Below are 18719 nucleotides of genomic sequence, written 5' to 3'. Positions count from 1 at the left end.
ACCTTCGGTCCTGTGCCCAGTTCCGCCCACCGGTTGGGCAACCTGCCCGCCGAGGCGACGAGCTTCGTCGGCCGCCGCCACGAGCTGGCCGACGTCAGGAAGAAGCTGACGGCCGGGCGTCTGGTCAGCCTCGTCGGGCCGGGCGGCGTGGGCAAGACCCGCCTCGCGGTGCGCGCCGCGACCGACCTCAGGCGCGGATTCCCCGGCGGTGCCTGGTTGGTCGAGCTCTCCGAGCTCCGGGACCCGGGGCTGGTCGGCAACGCCGTCCTGGCCGCCCTCGACCTCCGCGACCAGGCCGCGGTCGAGCCGGTGGCCCTGCTCCGTTCCTACCTCGAGGACAAGGAGCTGCTGCTGATCCTCGACAACTGCGAGCACCTGCTCGACGCCGCCGCACAGCTCGTCGGCGACCTCCTCGCGTCGGCGCCCGGGGTGCGGGTGCTGGTGACCAGCCGGGAGCCGCTCTCGGTGGCCGGTGAGCACGTGGTCCCGGTCCCGCCGCTCCAGCTCCCCTCTCCCCACCCCGGCGAGCCGCTCGCCCGCCTCCGCGAGAACGAGGCGGTCAGGCTCTTCGCCGACCGGGCGGAGGCAGCGTCGGGGAGCTTCGAGCTGGTCGCCTCCAACCGGGCGGCGGTCGTCGACCTGTGCCGCCGGCTCGACGGGCTGCCCCTGGCGATCGAGCTGGCGGCGGTCAGGACGCGGGCGCTGACGCCCGAGCAGATCCGCGACCGCCTGAGCGACCGGTTCGTCCTGCTCACGGGCGGCAGCCGGGCCGCGCTCTCGCGCCACCAGACCCTGCGCACCACCATCGAGTGGAGCTACGACCTGCTGGCGCCGGCCGAGCGGACGCTGCTGTCGCGGCTGTGCGTGTTCGCGGGTCGTTTCACGCTGGAGGACGTCGAGGCGGTGTGCTGCTCAGACGACGTACCGGTGGCGAGCGCGCTGGACCTGGTGTCGTCGCTGCTCGACAAGTCGCTGGTGATCCGGGAGGACGCGGCCGGTGCCGCCTGCTACCGGATGCACGAGACGATGCGGGAGTACGCGCGTCTCGAGCTGCGCGAGGCGGGCGAGGTCGCCGTCGTCGAGGAGCGCTGCGCCGAGTACTACCTCTCGCGGTGCCGGCGCTTCGCGGCGGAGGGACGGCACCGGCTCCTCGAGTGGCTCCCTTGGATGGAGCTGGAGATCGACAACGTACGAGCCGTCCTCCGCAGGTGCCTGGACCAGGACGACGCTCGACGGGGCATCGAGCTGGCCACCTGCCTGATCTGGTACTGGGTCACGCGCGCGACGACCGAGGGCGTGCGCTGGCTCGACGAGCTGCTCGCCCTAGCCCCAGCCCCTGCCGGCCAGCCATGGCCGTACTTCGCCCGTGGGTTCCTTGCCGTGCTGCAGAGCGACCCGGGGGCTGCGGCGCCGGTGCTCGAGCGCGGCGTCACCGCGGCCCGGTCAGCGCACCAGCCGGCCGCGCTGGCGCAGTCGCTCGCCATGGCCTCGATCGCCGCGAGCATGTCCGGTGATCGGGCGTCCTCGAGACGGCTGCTCGGTGAGGCCCGCGTCGCCGCCGGCGGGCTGGACGACGTCGGGGCGACGCTCATGCTGCAGCAGGCGCGCGCGCTCAACGGGCTCCTCGACGGCGATCTCGACGCCGTCAGGTCCGCGGCTTCGGACGGTGCCCGCCTGAGCCGCGCGGCGGGCGACCTGTACAGCCTGGGCATGATGCTGATGAACCAGGGCTTCGCCGCGTTGATGTCCGGGGATCGTCGTGAGTCCGAGCGGCGGTTCGCCGAAGGTCTCGGCATCGCCCGTCAGCTCGACGACCGGGTGGCCCAGTGCTACCTGATCGGCGGGCTCGCCTGCTGCGCAGGCCCCCGCGAGCCGCGGCTGGCCGCGCAGCTCTTCGGGGCGATGGAGCGCCTGCGCGCCGAGGTGGGAGCCAGCGTCAACCCGGGCATGGCCGGCGCACTTGCGCACGCCAGGGCATCGGTGGAGGCGGTGCTCGGCGCGTCGAGGTTCGCGGCGGACTTCAAGGCGGGTCAGCAGCTCAGCCGAGATGCCGCATCGCGGCTCGCACTTCGTGAGGCTCCGCCTCCGGCCACCCCGCCGTCACGTCGTGGCGGCGGAGTTCTCGGGCAGCGCGAGACCGATGTCGCGCGGCTGGTGGCCGACGGCCTGAGCAACAAGGAGATCGGCGTGCGGCTGTTCATCTCCGAACGCACCGTCGAGAGCCACGTCCGCAACATCCTCAACAAGCTCGGCTTCAGCACCCGGGCCCAGATTGCCGGGTGGATGGCCGCTCCGGACGAGCAGTGAGATCACCGATAGGTTCTGACGAAAGGCGCTCATGGCAGGCCCGCTGCTCGCGACCAAGCTCCACGTCCCCAGGCTCCGACGCGGCCTGGTGCCACGTCCGAGGCTGATCGAGCGCCTGGGCGGTGGGGGAGAGCCGGCGCTCACGCTCGTGTCGGCTCCAGCCGGGTTCGGCAAGACGACGCTGCTGACGGAGTGGCTGGCAACCGCTCCCGCCGATGGCCGGTCCGTGGCGTGGCTCTCGCTCGACCAGCGTGACAACGATCCGGCGTTGTTCTGGACGTACCTGGTCGCCGCGCTGGAGACGGCGGCTCCCGGGGTCGGTGGAGGTGCGCTCGCCCTCCTGCAGTCCTCGCCCTCGCAGGTCGACGCCGTCCTCGCGACACTGCTCAACGACCTCCACGCCGTCGCGCACGACGTCGTGCTCGTGCTCGACGACTACCACGTCATCAGCTCTCGGGACGTGCACGACGGGATGGGGTTCTTGCTGGAGCACCTTCCCCCGCACATCCACCTGGTGATCGCCGGCCGTGCCGACCCCGGGTTGCCTCTGTCGCGGCTGCGCGGGCGCGGCGAGCTCGTCGAGATCCGCGCCGCCGATCTGCGCTTCACGCGCGACGAGGCCGCGGAGTACCTCACCGGGCAGATGGGGCTGGTGCTGACGGCGCCAGATGTGGCGGCGCTCGAGGGGCGCACCGAAGGGTGGATCGCCGCGCTCCAGCTGGCGGCGCTGTCGCTGCAGGGCCGGGAGGACGTAGCGGGTTTCATCGAGGGCTTCGCCGGGGACGACCGCTACATCGTCGACTACCTGGTCGAGGAGGTCTTGCAGCGTCAGCCCGACGACGTGCGTAGCTTCCTGCTGCAGACCTCCATCCTGAGCCGGCTCAACGGCTCGCTCGGTGATGCCGTCACCGGCCGCGGCGGCGGCAAGGCCATGCTGGAGGCTCTCGATCGAAGGAACCTGTTCCTGGTCCCGCTCGACGATCGGCGCCGGTGGTATCGGTATCACCATCTCTTCGCGGACGTGCTGCAGGCGCGCCTGCTGGACGAGCAGCCCGACGACGTCTCTCAGCTCCACCGGCGGGCGAGCGAGTGGTACGAGCAGAACGGCGAACCGTCCGAGGCGATCCGTCACGCGATGGCCGGCAAGGACTTCGAGCGGGCGGCGAACCTCGTCGAGCTGGCCGTCCCGGCGATGCGCCAGGACCGGCAGGAAGCCACGCTGCGCCGCTGGCTCGAGGCCCTTCCCGATGCGTTGATCCGGATCCGGCCCGTACTGAGCCTGACGCATGCGGGCACCCTGCTCATGTACGGCGAGCTGGAGGGCGTGGAGACGCGCCTGCGCGACGCCGAGCGATGGCTGGAAACGACGATGGAGGCGGAGGACTCGTCCTCGTCCGGTGCGGGCGTCGTCGTGGACGACGCGGTCATGCGGACCGTCAGCCTCGAGATCGCCGTCTATCGCGCGGCGCAGGCGAGGGTGCGCGGGGACGTGCTCGGCACCATGACGCATGCCCGGCGTGTGCTCGAGCTCGTCGGTGAGGACGACGCGGTCGAGCGAGGATCGGCAGCCGGCCTGCTCGGACTGGCGTACTGGACGACCGGCGAGCTCGATGCAGCGCACCGTTGGTGGTCCGAGGCCGTGGCGAGCCTGGCGAAGGCAGGGCACCACTCCGACACGCTCGGGTGCGCCATCGCCCTGGGTGACATCCGCGTCGCCCAGGGACGTCTCCACGACGCGATGAGCTGCTACGAGCGGGGGCTGAGGGTGGCGACCGCCCAGGGCGCGCCTGCGCTCAGGGGGGCGGCGGACATGCACGTGGGCATGAGCGGCCCGCTCTGCGAGCGCAACGAGCTCGATGCCGCGCTGCGGCACCTGGTCACCAGCCGGGAGCTGGGCGAGCATGCCGGCCTACCGCAGAACCGGCATCGCTGGCGGGTGGCGATGGCCCGGGTGCTTCAGGCCCAGGGCGACCTGGCCGGCGCACTGGAGCTGCTCGACGAGGCAGAGGGCCTGTACACGAGCGACATGTTCCCCGACGGGCGCCCTATCGCGGCACTGCGCGCGCGGGTGTGGATCGCGCAGGGCAGGGTCGGCGAAGCGCTCGCCTGGGCGCGTGACCGAGGCCTCTCGGTGGAGGACGACCCGTCCTACCTTCGCGAGTTCGAGCACATCACCCTGGCCAGGGTGCTCCTGGCCCGGTCCGCGGCAGAGGGCGAGGAGCGCTCCCTTCACGAGGCGGCCCGGCTCCTGGAGCGACTCCTGCGCGCGGCGGAAGATGGCGGGAGGACCGGCAGCGTCATCGAGATCCTGGTGGTGCAGGCGCTCGCCCACCGGGCGCGGGGGGACGTCCCTGCTGCGCTCGCCTCGCTGCGACGCGCGACAGCGCTCGCGGAGCCTGAGGGCTACGTCCGGGTGTTCGTCGATCAGGGCTAGCCCATGGCCTCGCTGCTGAGCGCGCTCGCGAAGCAGGGGAGCGTGACGGGCTACGTCCGTCGACTCCGGGCGGTCGCCACCAGCACCGGGAACGACACCCCAGCCGGCCAGGGGCTGGTCGACCCCCTGAGCGAGCGGGAGCTCGAGGTGCTGCGGCTGCTCCGGACGGACCTGAACGGCCCGGAGATCGCTCGCGAGCTCGTGGTGTCGCTGAACACCGTGCGGACCCACACCAAGAACATCTACGCCAAGCTCGGTGTGAACAGCCGTCGGGCCGCGGTCCGCCGGGCTGCGGAGCTCGAGCTGTCGTAACCCGGCGCGTCCCGCCCCCCTGGCGACGCTTTGTCCCGGCAGGCGAACAGATGCTCCGGACCCCAGTGCTTCTGGACCCGTCCCGCCGCGCCCGCCATCTGCTGGCCGAGGTTCACCACACCCATCACCACATGTGGTGATCCGCTCTCATCAGGTCCGCTCCTACGTTGCGGTCGAAAGGTCCGTCGGCCCCCGTCCACACGGCGGCCAAGAGCAGGGGGAGCACCATGAGCGGCTCGTCGACCGGAAGTCACGACCAGCCAGCCGGGTACGAGATCCGCGTCAGGGGGCACCTCGGTTCGGGGTGGGCCGCGTGGTTCGACGGTCTGCGCCTGACCGGCGAGAACGACGGGACCACCGTGATCCGCGGCCCGCTGGCGGACCAGGCGGCCCTGCACGGCGTGCTGCAGAAGGTCCGGGACATGGGCCTGCCGCTGCTGTCCGTCACCGAGGTCGACGCCGACGAGCCCGAAGCGCCCACCACCGGGCCCCGCTAGGGCGTGTCTCCCAATAGTGGGGCCGGTGGACTGAAACGCTGCGGTGGTGTCACGTTATGCCGTGCTGACGGATGCCCAGTGGGAGTTGATCGAGCCGTTGATGCCGTCCTCGGAGGGCCGTCGGGGACGGCGGTTCCGGGACCACCGCGCGGTGGTGGAGGGCATCGTCTACCGCTACCGCACCGGGATCGCTTGGCGGGACCTGCCCGAGTGCTTCGGCCCGTGGCAGACGGTGTGGAAGCGGCACCGCCGCTTCAGCGGCGACGGGACCTGGGACAAGATCCTCACCGCCCTGCTCGCGCAGGCGGATGCGGCGGGACTGGTCAACTGGGAGGTGTCGGTGGACTCCACGATCAACCGTGCCCACCAGCACGCCACGAACCTCCCGAGGGACACAGGGGGAGCTGTCGAATTACATGAAACCCGGCGAGGAGCCGCTTGACCACGCCATCGGCCGCTCCCGCGGCGGACTGAGCACGAAGATCCACCACGTCTGCGACGGCAACATGCGCCCGCTGGTGATGGTGCTCGGGCCAGGGCAGGGCGGGGACTCGCCAATGTTCGAGCACCTGATGAACTCTGTGAGAGTGCCCAGGCTGGGTCCTGGGCGGGCCCGGACCACGCCGGTGCGGGCCCTGGCCGACAAGGCCTACTCCTCCAGGGCGAACCGGGCGCTGCTGCGCCGGCGCGGCATCCAGGCCGTCATCCCCGAACGCTCCGACCAGATCGCCAACCGCAAACGTCGCGGGTCCAAGGGCGGCCGGCCCGTCACCTACGACGAAGAGGCCTACAAGCGGCGCAACGTCGTCGAACGCTCCTTCAACGTCTTCAAGCAGTGGCGCGCCCTGGCCACCCGCTACGACAAGCTCGCGCTGACCTACCGCGGCGGCGTCGTCCTGCGAGCGATCACCATCTGGCTCAAGGCATTAAGAGACACGCCCTAGCCCACCATCCACGAGGAGACCGACATGATCACCACCGCCCGCACCCCGGCAGCACGGGAGCGAGTCCCGATGAGCGCAGCGCGGAAGACCGCGCTCGTCGCCGGCGGGCTCTACCTGCTCACCTTCGTCTCGATCCCGACCCTCGCTCTCTACGGCCCGGTGAAGGGTCCGGGCTACATCGCCGGCCCCGGCCCCGACAGTGCGGCCCTCCTCGGCGGCCTCCTCGAGACGATCGTGGCCCTGGCCTGCATCGGCACTGCCGTCGCGCTGTACCCGGTGGTCAAGAGGCAGAACGAGGGGGTCGCGCTGGCCTTCGTCGGCGCGCGCGTGCTGGAGGCCGCCACGATCTTCGCCGGCGTCGCGAGCCTCCTGACGATCGTGAGCCTGCGGCAGGCCGGCGCTGGAGCCGACGCGCTGGTCACCGGCCAGGCGCTGGTCGCCCAGTACGACTGGCTGTTCCGGCTCGGCCAGGGCATCCTTCCCGCCGTCAACGCCCTGTTGCTCGGCTCCCTGCTGTACAGGTCCGGCCTGGTGCCGCGCGTTCTGCCCCTGGTCGGACTGATCGGGGCACCGCTGCTCCTCGCCTCCCAGGCCGCCACGGTGCTCGGCCTGTGGGGACCGGTGTCCGTGCTGGCGGCGGTCGCCGTCCTCCCGATCGCGCTCTGGGAGCTCTCGCTTGGCGTCTACCTGGTCGCCAGGGGCTTCAGGCCCTCGCCCATCGCCACCGACCTGGCCGGACCCGCCCGATGAGGGCCGCGGTGTACCGACGATTCGGCGCTCCGCGGGTCGTGCGGGTCGAGGAGGTGCCCCGGCCGTCCCTCGGCCCCGATGACGTCCTCGTCAGGGTTCACGCGAGCACGGTCAGCGCCGCCGACCACCGCGCCCGTAGCCGCGACGTCCCGAAGGGTTTGGGGATGCTGGCCGCGGTCGGGATCGGGCTGTTCCGACCACGCCACCGGGTGCTGGGCATGGACGTCGCAGGCGTGGTCGAGGCGGTCGGCGCGAAGGTCACGAGGTTCGCACCCGGGGACGAGGTGATCGCGATGCTCGGCGACAGGTTCGGCGCTCACGCCGAGTACGCCCGCGTGCCGCAGGACGGCGCCATCACCGCCAAACCCCGCACCATGACCTTCGAGGAGGCCGTGACGCTCGTCTTCGGAGGGATCACGGCACGAGGCTTCCTCAACCAGGTGGCGCTCGAGCCGGGTGCCGCGGTGCTCGTCAACGGGGCGTCGGGCGCGGTCGGGACGGCGACCGTACAGCTCGCCAAGCACGCGGGCGCGCACGTCACCGCCGTCTGCAGCGGCGCCAACGGGGACCTGGTGACCTCCCTGGGCGCCGACCGGGTGATCGACTACACCACCGAGGACTTCACCGCCGAGGCCACCACCTACGACGTCATCGTCGACTGCGTCGGCAACGTGCCCTTCGAGCGGCTCGAGGCCTGCGTCGAGCCGGGCGGGGCGCTGCTGCAGGTGATCGCCGACCTGCAAGGAGTGCTGCGCGCGTCGGGCCGCAGCCGAAGGAGCGGCAAGCTGGTCACCGCGAGCGTCGGCAGGTACCGGGCCGCGGACCTTGCCCACCTGGTCGAGCTGGCCGAGTCCGGGCGCTACCGCGCGGTCATCGACCGCACCTTCGACCTCACCGACATCGCCGAGGCGCACGCCTTCGTCGACACGGGGCGCAAGAGAGGCAACGTCGTGCTGACGGGCCTCGTCGACCGGCGTTCTGCCGGTCGTGCTTGGCGGACGGGATGAGTCTCGGCCCGGCCGCACGACCCCGGGTGCCGAGCCGCTGCACCCGTGGAATCTTGTGCGGATGAAGTGGCGCAGAAGCGGCGTCTCGCGCACGCAGTCCGCTCACCCTCTGGTTGCCGGGCAGGACGACGCGGGCGCCGTGATCGCTCCGGTCCCCGGCAGCCCGCAGACTCTCGCGACCGCCTCGTCGGGGGACGAGCGTGCGCGCCCGGGGCCGTGGCGCGACGGCCTGGGCATGGCGGCTGTCCGGAGCGCGCAGATGCTGCTGGTGCTCGCCCTCATCACCTGCGCCGTGATAGCTCTCCGCGAGCTCAAGGTGCTGGTGATCCCTCTGCTGATCGCGATCGTCCTGGCCGCGGCCCTCAGCCCGGTGGTCCGGTTCCTCCGGCGCAAGGGCTGGCCCGACGCCGTGGCCACCTGGACGACACTGATCGCAGGGGTCGGCGGGCTGGCGGTGGTGCTGTGGCTGGTCGGCCGCGGGATCAACCGCGAGTCCGACGAGCTGATCGAGGGCGCCACGACGGGTCTCGACGAGCTGGAGTCCTATCTGCTCGAGGGACCGCTGGCGATCACCGACGAGCAGCTGAGGACAGCGCGGCAGGCCGTCACCGACTTCCTCACCAGCGAGCAGGTCCGGGGCGGCGCGGTCGCGGGTGCCACGGCCGCCTTCGAGGCCGTGGCCGGGCTGCTGCTCGGCGTCGTCGTGCTGTTCTTCCTGCTCAAGGACGGCCGACGGATCTTCGCCTTCCTCCTCCAGCCGTTGGACGCGCGGACCCGGGAACGATCGTGGCACGTCGGACGCCGCTCGGTCGACGTGCTCGGCGGCTACGTGCGCGGGACGGCGATCGTTGCCCTCGTGGACGCCGTCGTCATCGGCGTGGCCCTGCTCATCATCGGCGTCCCGCTCGTCCTGCCCCTCGCGACGATCGTCTTCCTCGGCGCGTTCATCCCACTTGTCGGAGCCACCCTCGCTGGTGTGCTCGCCGCACTCATCGCCCTTGTTGCCAACGGTCCGGTGGCAGCCCTCATCGTCGTGGCGGTGGTCGTGGCGGTGAACCAGCTGGAGGGCGACCTGCTGGCGCCCGTCGTGATCGGCAGGGCGCTCGCCCTTCACCCGCTGGTGATCCTGTTCGCCCTGACGGCCGGCACCATCCTGTCCGGCATCGTCGGCGCACTTCTCGCCGTGCCGATCACAGCAGTGGCCTGGGCCGCGGTGAAGGAATGGTGGGCCACCCGTCCCGACACCGCGACGAAACCCGCGGAACTCAGCGGCTGAGCCGCGTGCCGCTCCGCGGGCTCCGTTGCCGCGGACCCGGGCACCGAGCCGGCGGTGGCGGGAGCGAGTGGCGGAGGAGTCGGTGCTGTCCGGTGCTGGGCGAGCCGCAGGGTGGCTAGGCAGGTCGCGCCGTCGTCGGTGGTGGCGAAGCCGGCCGCGCCCGTGAGCCCGTCGTGGCCGACGTTCACGCGGATGGTGTGGAGGACGCACGGCGCCTAACGTGATCAACCAGGGATGACCGAGCGGCTCGGGGTGGCCACGCCATGCGATACAGCCGATCGACCGCCGCGGCTCGCCGCCGACGGGCCGGACGGGGGTCGGAACCGAGTCCGACGAGGCGGCTGTGGCGAGCCCTGGCGCCGCACGCCCGCCCGGGGGGCCGCTGACCGAGCGGATACTCGCGCGGATGCCCGGGCCCCGGCAGGTGTGGGTGATCGCGTGGGCCGCTGTGCCGTGGCTGAACGTCGCCGCCATCGTGGTGGCAGGCGCGGCCCCGTGGGCCGCGACCGGCGTCCCGGCGGCCGAGGTGTTCAACCGGGTCGCGGTCACCTCCGCGGTGCTGCTGTCCCTCTGGGGCGCGGCGCGGATCTCTCGCGAGCTCCGGCGGCTCCAGCTGGACCTGTCGAACGTGGTCGACCAAGACGCGCCGGACGTCGAGAGGCTCTTCCGCGGCGTCGACAGCGTCGCAGGACCGATCGGCCTGGTGCTGGCGGTCGGGATCGTGCTGCCGCTGGACGAGGCGCTGCGCGGCGAGCCGGCGGCCGCGATCCTGCAAGGCGTCACCTGGCTGGTGATCGGGATCCCGTTGGGCACCGCCCTGTGGGCCTACCTGGTCCTGCAGGCCGGACTGGTCCGTCTCGGGCGCGGGCACCTGACGCTCCAGGGCTACCACGGCGATCGGAGCCTGGACCTGCGGTCGGTGGGGGAGGTGGCATTCACCGCGTTCTGGATGCTCTTCGGCAGCGTGGGACCGCTCGTTCTCACCGCGCACACCGACCGGCCCGGCGCCCTGGTGGGGACGATCGTGCTGGCCGTCGGCCTCGTGCTGTTCTTCCTGTCCCTGCGGGACGTGCACCGTCAGATGGTCCTCGTCAAACGGCGCGAGCTCGATCGTGCCCGGCTCCTGTACCAGGAGGCGTACCGACGGGTGCAGCACGAGCCGACACTTGAGATGCTCCAGCAGCAGTCCGGACTCCTCGGCGCCGCCGAGGCGCTGGAGAAACGCGCCGAGCGCATCCAGGAGTGGCCGTTCAACGAGGCGACCTTCGCGCGGGTCGTGACCATCGCGTCAAGCGCCTCAGCCGCCATCCTCGCCCGTCTCGTCCTGACCCCCGCCGGTCTCTAGAGGCTGCTCATCGCCGTCATGGACACGGGTGGTGTCCGCCTTGACCGACTTGAATCGGCGAAGCTCCGGAAGGCGTCGTCGCGAGATCGTGGGCCGGAGCCTGAACGGGCGTGGATCGCGGACTGCGCGTCTTCACGGGGAGGGCACGTCAGCCGACCAGCTCGTCCGGCACGAGCCGCACGAAGTGGCCGTGGTACGTGTCGGCGTGCGCCGTAGTCTTGCCCGCTCGGTCCGGTGCGTCGTAGGTGAGGGAGATCCGGAACCGGCCCTCGCGGCCGTCGAGCTCGTGCACGTGGCAGCTCCCGCCGGGACCTTCCACCGGGCGATCGCCTCCGCGTCGACGAGTGCGCGGTAGACCCTCGCTCGCGGCGCGGCCACGTGACGGCTGACCCTGGTCGTGCTCATGTCATGCTGGCACGCCGCTCCTGGACCGTGGGCGGGGTCCCGGGCGAACACTCGACCTCCCACCCCGAACGTGCTCACCACGACGGCCGGACAGGCCTACGCTCCAAAACGAGGGCACATCCGCCCCGCCGAGCGCGAGGCGGCGGAGACCTCCACCCCCAGGAAGTGAGGCAGATCGATGGGCCACTACTTCTACAAGCTGATCCCGCCGCGCCCGACCTTCCCCGGGGACATGACCGAGGCCGAGGGCAAGATCATGGAGGCCCACTTCAGGTACTGGGCGGGATTGAACGACGCCCGGACGGCGGTCGCGTACGGCCCTGTCCTGGACCCGAGCGGCACCTACGGGATCGCCGTCCTCGAGGTGGATGACGAAGGGTCCGCTCGTAGCATCGCGGAGAACGACCCGGCGATCGGCTCCACCGCGGGCTTCAGCTACGAGCTCCACCCCATGGTGGACGCAATCGTCCGGCCCTGAGCATCACTTGCCGCGCAGCTCGAGACGGGGCCGTCCGTGTCGCTCCACGCGGAAGAATCGGGGCAGCCGGGTGCACCGAGCGGCGTCCTCCTGCACGGCGTCGGTGCGAGCGGCTGGATGTGGTGGAGACAGGTTCCCGCTCGATCGGGTCGTCATCAGCGGTGTCACCGCCGAGCCCTGGCCCCGTCGGTACCTGCTGCGACCGCAGCTCTGGCTCACCTCGGCGGTCACGCGGAGCCGGGGGGCTCGTCGACGCGCAGGCGCGGTCGCCGGGGCTCCCGCCGGACGCCCGCGCCGCGTTCACCCATAACCTGCGTGCGATGTCCCCCGAGAGGTACCGGCGCATCGCCACCGAGGTGGCCCGCTTCCGCTTGCCGCCCCCGCTCCGCCGGGCCCGCACGCCGACGCTGGTCATGGCCAGCGGCGACGAGTCCACGGTCATCAAGCAGGCGGTGATCGCGATCCCGGAGGTCAGGCCGACTGCGCAGGGGCGGTACGCCCCGCGGCTGGGCCACGCCTGGAACGTCGAGGCGCCCGACCTCTTCACCGCCACCGTGCGCGCCTGGACCGCTGAGGCTCCGTTGCCGGCCGAGCTGGAGCCTCCGGCCGGCGGTGATGTACCTCCTCGGCTTGCGGGACGGCCGCGGCGCGGGGCTCGTGGCGAGCCGGTGCTGCCGATCAGGCCGCCCAGCCCCCGGACGGGGAAGCCCGGCGCCCGGGCGGCAGCACCACCGCGACGGTGGTCACCGTCGCGGGATGCCCGCGCCCGGTGGCCGCAGTACCGTGAGAGCTGGAGGTCCGCCCATGACCGCACCACACGCCCCCGCCGCGCCGTCCGGTCCGACGCTGGGCGCCAGCCTCGGCAACCTGCTCCGGGCCGCGGCCGGGTACGCCGCCACGAGGGCGTCGGGACGGGTCGGCAAGGTCGTCGGGCGGCTGGAGGGCGTGGCCGAGGACGTGACCGAGGAGGTCGAGGAGATCGCCGACGGGGTGACCGAGCCCCAGGGCGCAGTGGGTACCGCCGTGACCCAGGGCGTCGAGGCCGCGGTGAGCGGCGGGAACCCGGTGCTGGCGGGCCTCAAGGGCGCCTGGCAGGGGCTGGACGGCAAGCTCAAGGTCGCGATCGTCCTCGGGCTGGTGCTGCTGCTGCTCCTCGCACCGGTGGTGCTGGTGCTCCTGCTGCTCGCCCTGCTGGTCGCAGGGGTCGTGGCCGCCGTCCGCTCCGCCACGCGCTGACCCCTGCCGGGCCGAGCGCCGTCTACCCTGCCGAGCCGTCGCGGTCGGCCTCCAGCTCGGCGATGAGCGTCTCGGCGTCGTACGGGCCCACCTGCCTGCGCGCGCCGACGAAGAAGGTCGGGGTGCCCCGCGCCCCGCTGGCTCGGCGCTGGCGGCGTCCTCCCGGAGCCGGGCGGCGTGCCGATGCTCGTCCACGTCCCGGAGGAAGTGCTCGACGTCGAGCCCGAGGTCCGCTGCATAGCCGGCGAGGTCCTCGAGCTCGAGCTGGTGCTGGTGCGCGAAGAGCACGGCGTGCATTCCCAGAAGCGGCCCTGGGCGCCGGCGGCCGCCGCCGCGGCGGCGGCGAGCTCGGCGTGCGGGTGGACGTCGGGCAGCGGCAGGTGCCGGAAGACGTAACGCAGGTCCGGCCCGAAGTGCCCTCGCACCTCGCGCTCCACGCCCGTCGCCCGGCCGCAGAAGGGGCACTCGAGGTCGCCGTACTTCACCGAGCGTCAGCCGTGCGGTGGACGGCCCCCGCAGGTGGTCCCGATCGCGATCAGGACCCCGATCGTCGCCTGCTCCTGGAGGTCCGGCGAGTCGAGGGCGAGCCCGATGATGAGGAGCGCCACGGTGAAGCCGATGCCCGACAGCGCGGCGCCGCCGAGCGGTTGCCCGGGCCCCACGCCCTGCGCAGCCGGCCCAGGCGGAGCCGGGCCGCGCCGAGCGCACCGACGCCGATGCCCGGGAGCTTCCCCGCGACGAGCCGGCGACCACGCCCCAGTTGACCGCGGAGCTCAGGGCCTCGGCGAGCTGCCCGCCGCGCAGGTCGACGCCGGCGTTGGCGAGCGCGAAGAGGGGCACGACGACGTAGCTGGCCCACGGGTGCAGCACCAGCTGCATCCGCTCGTTGACGGACACGGCCCGCGTGAGAGCCTCCTGCGGGGAGCGGCCGACCTCGGGCATCGGGGACTGCCGGAACGCCTTGACCCGCCGCGCCGCCCTGGCGGCGACCAGCAGGGCCGCGCCGCCGGACTCGGCGCGCAGGTAGCGGCGCGATGGTGCGGACAGCTGCGCCGACAGCTGCCGGCGTCGTCTGGCCCGCGAGGGCGGCACCGCTCGTTGCCACTGCTCCTCCTGGGTGTGGGCGCCGCCGGAGTGGCGAGGAAGTCGCTACCCGACCACGCGGACCGGGGTGCCAGGGGTGGGGAAGCCGAACAGGGCGGCGGCGTTGCCGCCGCGCATGAGGAGCTCGTACCAGCGCACCCGGCCGCCGTCGCGGGTGACCCACCCCGAGCTTCCCGGCGCGAACGACAGCGCGCCGGGCGGCACCGCGAAGGTGCCGCCGCCGACCACCGCGTCCGCCTCGATCGCTCCCACGCGGACCCGCACCGAGGTGCCCGGCTCGGCCGGCGCCTCCCGCCAGGTCGTCTTGAGGTTGCCGTAGCCGTCCACGTAGGCGACCGCCCGGTCCGGGACCGCGGGCAGCCGGGCGGGGTCGAGAGCCGCCGCGAGGACGGAGCGGTCGCCGGCCAGGAGGCGGGGGAGGAGCTCGGGGAAGGCGTCGCGCGACCGGAACTGCGACCCGGTGGGCGGGACGGCGACCTCGTGCAGGTGCTCGACCTCCGCCGCCACGAACGCGAAGGTGCACCCGGCGGCGACGCCTACGACGTGCGCCCCGTTCGTCAGCCGCGCGGCGAGGAGCGGCTCTCCCTCGTTGTCCGGCCGCGGCTCGGTGCGGTCCTCGCGGGGGGCCACGTTGTGGTAGACGAGGCACTCGGCCGGGCCGCCGCCCAGGGCGAGCTGGCCCACGCAGAAGCCCGCGGCCACCGTGTCGAAGGGGCTGACGGGCGTGTACGTGACGTCGGCGCCGGGCAGGTGCACCGCGAGGCGCGAGCGCACCTCCGCGGCCGCCAGGTCACCGAAGCCGTAGTCCGCGACGAGATGGACGAGCACAAAGACGACGGTACGAGCCGGACCGCCGCCCGGCGCGCCGCAACGCCCTATCCGGGCTGGTCGCCGTCGACGTAGAACCAGCGGCCGTCCTCGCGCACGAACCGGCTGACCTCGTGCACCTGGCCCATCCCGGCGTCGGAGCGGTAGTGGGCCACGAACTCGACGACGCCGGCCTCGTCGAACGGGCCCCCCGCGACCACCCGGACGATGTCGAGACGCCGCCAGGTGACGTCGTCGAGCTCGAGGTGGTCCGGGCGGGTGCTGGGGTGCCAGGTGCCGCGCAGGTACGCGGCGTCACCCACCGCGAACGCGCTGTACCGCGAGCGCATGAGCGCCTCCGCGGTGGCGGCGTGCGGACCGCCGGCTGCCAGGCCGGCGTGGAAGCGCCCGCAGCACGCGCCGTAGGTCTCGCCGGAGAGGCAGGGGCAGCGCGAGTCGTCCGGTGCGGTCATGGGTCCATTGTGGCGAGGGCCGAGCCCTCCGGCTCCGCGGGGCACCCGGTCGGGGCCGCCCGCTAGCCTCGCGCCATGAGGAGGCGTGCGACATGGCTGGCCGCCGTGGCGGTGCTCGCGGCGTGCGGCACGCCCGGCACGCCCGGGGACGCGTCGGCGCCGATGCCGCGGGAGACGTCCGCCGGGGCCGTCCGGATGGCCGCCGTGGGTGACTCCATCACCGCCGCCGACAGCCCGGACCTCGCCGGGGGAGACCCCGGGCCGGGCTCGTGGGTCTTCCACGCCGCCGGCGGGGAGCTCGCCCTCGCCGGCGGGTGGGCCGAGTGGGGGGCCACGACCGCGCAGATGGCCGACGGCGTCACGCCGGTCGAGGCGGACGTCCTCGTCGTCCTCGCCGGGACGAACGACGCCGGCACCGGCGTGCCGTTCGAGGACACCGCCGCGAACCTCGCCGAGATCGTCGAGACGGTCGGCGCTCCCCGGGTGCTGCTCTCCGCGGTGCCGCCCATCGACGCCGACCCGCGCAGCGCCACGGAGCTCAACGCGGCGCTGCGGGAGCTCGCCGACCGGCGGGGCTGGGAGTGGGTCGACGCGCCGGCGGGCCTGCGCGACGGCGACCGGTTCGCGCCCGGCATGGCGTCCGACGGGCTGCACCCCACGGAGGCCGGGGCCCGGGTGATCGGCGAGGCCGTCCGGGAGGCCGTGCTCGCCCCGGCGCGTGACGGACCCGGGCGCTGACCACCTCGCGGACGTGGGACGATGACCTCATGGCAATGCGTGACATCCGAGTCGTCGGCGACCCCGTCCTGCGCACCCCGTGCGAGGAGATCACCGAGATCGACGCTCGCGTCAGGTCCCTGGTCGAGGACCTCCTCGAGACCGTGGACGACGAGGGCCGCGCGGGCCTCGCCGCCAACCAGATCGGCGTGGGCCTGCGCGCGTTCTCCTGGAACATCGACGACCAGATCGGCTACGTCCTCAACCCGCGGCTCGTCGCGCTCTCCGAGGACGAGTACCAGGACGGCGACGAGGGCTGCCTGTCGGTGCCCGGCCTGTGGTTCCCGACCAAGCGGGCCTGGTACGCCCGCGTGGAGGGCATCGACCTCGACGGCAAGAAGGTCGTCGTCGAGGGCGAGGAGCTCATGGCCCGCTGCCTGCAGCACGAGTGCGACCACCTGGACGGCATTCTCTACATCGACCGGCTGGAGAAGGGCGTGCGCAGGAAGGCCATGCGGGCCATCCGCGAGCAGCTCTGAGAGGCGACACGCGGGTATCCGCTCGCCTTCGGCGCCGACCTCGGGCATGATGAGCCCAGTTCGTCGTGATACGTGTCATGCCTGGTCACGCGCGAGGTCGTTGGGGAAGACGCACCTCGAACAGACCAGGAGGAGATGACATGAGTGGTGCCTTCACCCGCGGCGTCATTTTCGTGCACTCTGCGCCCCGGGCGCTGTGCCCGCACATCGAGTGGGCCACGGGGACGGTTCTCGATGCCCGCGTGACGATGGAGTGGACGCCGCAGCCGGCCGCTCCGGGGCTGTTCCGGGCCGAGTTCTCCTGGGTCGGCGCGGTCGGCACCGGGGCGCGTCTGGCATCGGCGCTGCGCGGGTGGACCCACCTGCGCTACGAGATCACCGAGGAAGCGAGCCCGGGCTGCGACGGCGGACGCTGGTCGCACACGCCCGAGCTCGGGATCTTCCATGCGCAGACGGACGTCCACGGCAACGTGGTCGTGCCGGAGGATCGCATCCGCGCAGCGCTCGAGCACGCCACCGACCCGCTGCGGATGCGGCACGAGCTGGACCTGGCCATCGGCCAGGCCTGGGACGACGAGCTGGAGCCCTTCCGGTACGCGGGTGCGGGTGCCCCCGTCCGGTGGCTCCACCGCGTGGGCTGACGAGGCGCCGGCGCCGCGCGCCGGACCCGACGTGTGGCCGCCGGGACCCCGGCGAGCCGACCACCGGGCACCGGACGAGAGAGGCGCCCCTTCCCCGGACGGGGGAGGGGCGCCTGGTCGTCGCTGTCAGGCCGTGCGGACCACGAGGGCGACGTTGTGGCCGCCGAAGCCGAAGGCGTTGTTGACGGCGGCGATGTCGCCGCTGCGGAGCGGCCGCGGGGTGTCGCGGACCAGGTCGATCTCGATGCCCTCCTGCAGCTGCGCGACGTTGATCGTCGGGGGCGCGACGTGCTCGCGCACCGCCAGCACGGTCAGCACCGTCTCCAGGGCGCCGGCGCCGCCGAGCAGGTGCCCGGTCATCGACTTGGTCGCCGAGACGGCGGCGGAGTCGGCGTCGGCGCCGAGCGAGCGGCGGACCGCAGCGGCCTCCACGCCGTCGCCCGCCGGGGTGGAGGTGGCGTGGGCGTTGACGTGCACGATGTCGCTCGTGGTCAGGCCGGAGTCGGCCAGCGCGATCTCCATGGCGCGCTGCTGGCCGGCGCCCGTGGGGTCGGGCGGGGCGATGTCGAAGGCGTCCGCGGTCATGCCGGCGCCGGCCAGCACCGCGTGCACCCTGGCGCCGCGGGCGGCCGCGTGCTCGGCGGACTCGAGGACCACGATGCCGGAGCCCTCGCCCATGACGAAGCCGTCGCGGTCGACGTCGTAGGGCCGCGAGGCGGCCGCCGGGTCGTCGTTGCGGGTGGACAGCGCCTGCATCTTGGCGAACGCGGCGAGCGGCAGGGGGTGGATGGCCGCCTCGGTGCCGCCCGCGATGACGACGTCGGCGCGGCCGTCGCGGATCATGTCCAGGCCGTACGCGATGGCCTCGGCGCCGGAGGCGCAGGCGGAGATGGGCGCGTGGGCGCCGGCCTTGGCGCCGAACGCGACCGAGACGTTGGCAGCGGGGGAGTTGGCCATGAGCATGGGCACGGTCAGCGGCAGCACCCGGCGGGCGCCCTTCTCGGTGACCGTGTCCCAGGCGGTGAGGGTGGTCCAGATGCCGCCGATGCCGGAGCCGATGACGACGCCGAGGCGCTCGCCGTCGACCTCGGGGCTGCCGGCGTCGGCCCACGCCTCCCGGGCGGCGACCATGGCGTACTGCGCCGAGGGGTCCATGCGCCGGGTCTCCTGGCGCGTGAGGACGGTGTCGGGCTTCACGGCGAGCTCGGCGGCGAAGTTGACGGGGATCTCGTACTTCTCGGCCCAGTCGTTCTCCAGCGTCCGCACGCCGGACCGGCCGGCGAGTGCGGCCTCCCACGTCGATGCGACGTCCCCACCGAGGGGGTTGGTGGTTCCCAGGCCGGTGATGACGACGGACGGGCGTGCCATGAGCTGCTCCCTGGTCTCGGGTGCCGGGCGGACCCGGCGTGGCTGTGGGCGGGCGTCGCGGTGGCGGGCGCCCGGGCGG

General features: G+C 73.0%; 20 protein-coding genes and 1 pseudogene. 15 read left to right on the top strand and 6 right to left on the bottom strand.

What is annotated here, in order from left to right; translation table 11 throughout:
- Positions 1-12 precede the first annotated feature (12 nt).
- From ACF0H8_RS12635 to ACF0H8_RS12595, 9 genes are all read left to right on the top strand, one after another.
- Positions 13-2307, top strand: a complete 2295-nt coding sequence (locus ACF0H8_RS12635; protein WP_395289255.1) for a LuxR C-terminal-related transcriptional regulator — start codon at positions 13-15, stop codon at positions 2305-2307.
- An 88-nt stretch (positions 2308-2395) separates the two neighbouring features.
- On the top strand, positions 2396-4741 hold the full coding sequence (locus ACF0H8_RS12630) for a helix-turn-helix transcriptional regulator (RefSeq protein ID WP_395289254.1): 2346 nt from the start codon (positions 2396-2398) through the stop codon (positions 4739-4741).
- A gap of 42 nt (positions 4742-4783) precedes the next feature.
- The gene (locus ACF0H8_RS12625) at positions 4784-5053 is read left to right on the top strand and encodes a response regulator transcription factor (protein ID WP_395289253.1); all 270 of its coding nucleotides are present in this window, start codon (positions 4784-4786) and stop codon (positions 5051-5053) included.
- Positions 5054-5280: 227 nt separating this feature from the next.
- Positions 5281-5550 carry a hypothetical protein gene (locus tag ACF0H8_RS12620; protein ID WP_395289252.1) on the top strand — a complete coding sequence of 90 codons (270 nt, stop codon included), beginning with the start codon at positions 5281-5283 and terminating at the stop codon, positions 5548-5550.
- Positions 5551-5596: 46 nt separating this feature from the next.
- A protein-coding gene (locus ACF0H8_RS12615) for an IS5 family transposase (RefSeq protein ID WP_395290874.1) occupies positions 5597-6494 on the top strand; the annotation gives its coding sequence in 2 pieces (ribosomal slippage) (positions 5597-5932 and positions 5934-6494; 897 coding nt in all).
- A gap of 24 nt (positions 6495-6518) precedes the next feature.
- A complete protein-coding gene (locus tag ACF0H8_RS12610) occupies positions 6519-7244 on the top strand; it encodes a DUF4386 domain-containing protein (protein ID WP_395289251.1) in 726 nt (241 codons plus the stop codon).
- Positions 7245-7252: 8 nt separating this feature from the next.
- Entirely contained in the window at positions 7253-8251 is a 999-nt protein-coding gene (locus tag ACF0H8_RS12605) for an NAD(P)-dependent alcohol dehydrogenase (RefSeq protein WP_395289250.1), read from the top strand.
- A gap of 61 nt (positions 8252-8312) precedes the next feature.
- Positions 8313-9527 (top strand): AI-2E family transporter, encoded by a 1215-nt coding sequence (locus ACF0H8_RS12600; protein ID WP_395289249.1) that lies wholly within the window; start codon positions 8313-8315, stop codon positions 9525-9527.
- A 406-nt stretch (positions 9528-9933) separates the two neighbouring features.
- On the top strand, positions 9934-10872 hold the full coding sequence (locus ACF0H8_RS12595; protein ID WP_395289248.1) for a hypothetical protein: 939 nt from the start codon (positions 9934-9936) through the stop codon (positions 10870-10872).
- Positions 10873-11020: 148 nt separating this feature from the next.
- On the opposite strand, the gene ACF0H8_RS12590 is transcribed toward ACF0H8_RS12595, so the two are convergent.
- Positions 11021-11164, bottom strand: coding sequence for a hypothetical protein (locus ACF0H8_RS12590; protein ID WP_395289247.1), 144 nt, complete (start codon positions 11162-11164; stop codon positions 11021-11023).
- 291 nt (positions 11165-11455) lie between these two features.
- Here ACF0H8_RS12590 and ACF0H8_RS12585 point away from each other — a divergent pair, with 291 nt between their 5' ends.
- The 3 genes from ACF0H8_RS12585 to ACF0H8_RS12575 all read left to right on the top strand — a co-directional run bounded on the left by ACF0H8_RS12585 (position 11456) and on the right by ACF0H8_RS12575 (position 13387).
- Positions 11456-11755, top strand: a complete 300-nt coding sequence (locus ACF0H8_RS12585; RefSeq protein WP_395289246.1) for a YciI family protein — start codon at positions 11456-11458, stop codon at positions 11753-11755.
- 804 nt (positions 11756-12559) lie between these two features.
- A complete protein-coding gene (locus ACF0H8_RS12580) occupies positions 12560-12991 on the top strand; it encodes a hypothetical protein (protein ID WP_395289245.1) in 432 nt (143 codons plus the stop codon).
- Positions 12992-13168: 177 nt separating this feature from the next.
- Entirely contained in the window at positions 13169-13387 is a 219-nt protein-coding gene (locus ACF0H8_RS12575) for a hypothetical protein (protein WP_395289244.1), read from the top strand.
- A 95-nt stretch (positions 13388-13482) separates the two neighbouring features.
- On the opposite strand, the gene ACF0H8_RS12570 is transcribed toward ACF0H8_RS12575, so the two are convergent.
- The 4 genes and pseudogenes from ACF0H8_RS12570 to ACF0H8_RS12555 all read right to left on the bottom strand — a co-directional run bounded on the left by ACF0H8_RS12570 (position 13483) and on the right by ACF0H8_RS12555 (position 15375).
- Positions 13483-13653 (bottom strand): Na+/H+ antiporter NhaA, encoded by a 171-nt coding sequence (locus ACF0H8_RS12570; RefSeq protein WP_395289243.1) that lies wholly within the window; start codon positions 13651-13653, stop codon positions 13483-13485.
- Between the two features lie 136 nt (positions 13654-13789).
- Positions 13790-13933 (bottom strand): annotated as a pseudogene (locus ACF0H8_RS12565) (Na+/H+ antiporter NhaA); the annotation flags it as partial.
- A 207-nt stretch (positions 13934-14140) separates the two neighbouring features.
- Positions 14141-14923: a hypothetical protein gene (locus ACF0H8_RS12560; RefSeq protein ID WP_395289242.1), complete on the bottom strand. Its 783-nt coding sequence runs from the start codon at positions 14921-14923 to the stop codon at positions 14141-14143.
- A gap of 47 nt (positions 14924-14970) precedes the next feature.
- Positions 14971-15375, bottom strand: coding sequence for a YchJ family protein (locus ACF0H8_RS12555; protein WP_395289241.1), 405 nt, complete (start codon positions 15373-15375; stop codon positions 14971-14973).
- A 75-nt stretch (positions 15376-15450) separates the two neighbouring features.
- On the opposite strand from ACF0H8_RS12555, the gene ACF0H8_RS12550 reads away from it, so the two are divergent.
- The 3 genes from ACF0H8_RS12550 to ACF0H8_RS12540 all read left to right on the top strand — a co-directional run bounded on the left by ACF0H8_RS12550 (position 15451) and on the right by ACF0H8_RS12540 (position 17272).
- Positions 15451-16113: an SGNH/GDSL hydrolase family protein gene (locus ACF0H8_RS12550; RefSeq protein WP_395289240.1), complete on the top strand. Its 663-nt coding sequence runs from the start codon at positions 15451-15453 to the stop codon at positions 16111-16113.
- 29 nt (positions 16114-16142) lie between these two features.
- On the top strand, positions 16143-16631 hold the full coding sequence (gene def, locus ACF0H8_RS12545) for a peptide deformylase (protein WP_395289239.1): 489 nt from the start codon (positions 16143-16145) through the stop codon (positions 16629-16631).
- A gap of 140 nt (positions 16632-16771) precedes the next feature.
- Positions 16772-17272: a DUF3145 domain-containing protein gene (locus ACF0H8_RS12540; protein ID WP_395289238.1), complete on the top strand. Its 501-nt coding sequence runs from the start codon at positions 16772-16774 to the stop codon at positions 17270-17272.
- 126 nt (positions 17273-17398) lie between these two features.
- Here ACF0H8_RS12540 and ACF0H8_RS12535 read toward each other — a convergent pair whose 3' ends face one another.
- A complete protein-coding gene (locus ACF0H8_RS12535; RefSeq protein ID WP_395289237.1) occupies positions 17399-18640 on the bottom strand; it encodes a beta-ketoacyl-[acyl-carrier-protein] synthase family protein in 1242 nt (413 codons plus the stop codon).
- Positions 18641-18719: the final 79 nt, after the last annotated feature.

It is taken from the genome of Georgenia sp. AZ-5 (genome assembly GCF_043952095.1).
Taxonomy (GTDB): Bacteria; Actinomycetota; Actinomycetes; order Actinomycetales; family Actinomycetaceae; genus Georgenia.
Note: the sequence above shows the minus strand (reverse complement) of the source record. Positions and strands in the feature narration are given on the sequence as shown.

Bases quoted from the DNA above. Each gene is read 5' to 3' on its own strand.
- ACF0H8_RS12595 (WP_395289248.1), top strand. From the start codon at position 9,934: ATGCCCGGGCCCCGGCAGGTGTGGGTGATCGCGTGGGCCGCTGTGCCG.
- ACF0H8_RS12600 (WP_395289249.1), top strand. From the start codon at position 8,313: ATGAAGTGGCGCAGAAGCGGCGTCTCGCGCACGCAGTCCGCTCACCCT.
- ACF0H8_RS12540 (WP_395289238.1), top strand. From the start codon at position 16,772: ATGAGTGGTGCCTTCACCCGCGGCGTCATTTTCGTGCACTCTGCGCCC.
- ACF0H8_RS12535 (WP_395289237.1), bottom strand. From the start codon at position 18,640: ATGGCACGCCCGTCCGTCGTCATCACCGGCCTGGGAACCACCAACCCC.
- ACF0H8_RS12555 (WP_395289241.1), bottom strand. From the start codon at position 15,375: ATGACCGCACCGGACGACTCGCGCTGCCCCTGCCTCTCCGGCGAGACC.
- ACF0H8_RS12620 (WP_395289252.1), top strand. From the start codon at position 5,281: ATGAGCGGCTCGTCGACCGGAAGTCACGACCAGCCAGCCGGGTACGAG.
- ACF0H8_RS12610 (WP_395289251.1), top strand. From the start codon at position 6,519: ATGATCACCACCGCCCGCACCCCGGCAGCACGGGAGCGAGTCCCGATG.
- ACF0H8_RS12550 (WP_395289240.1), top strand. From the start codon at position 15,451: ATGAGGAGGCGTGCGACATGGCTGGCCGCCGTGGCGGTGCTCGCGGCG.
- ACF0H8_RS12580 (WP_395289245.1), top strand. From the start codon at position 12,560: ATGACCGCACCACACGCCCCCGCCGCGCCGTCCGGTCCGACGCTGGGC.
- ACF0H8_RS12585 (WP_395289246.1), top strand. From the start codon at position 11,456: ATGGGCCACTACTTCTACAAGCTGATCCCGCCGCGCCCGACCTTCCCC.
- def (WP_395289239.1), top strand. From the start codon at position 16,143: ATGGCAATGCGTGACATCCGAGTCGTCGGCGACCCCGTCCTGCGCACC.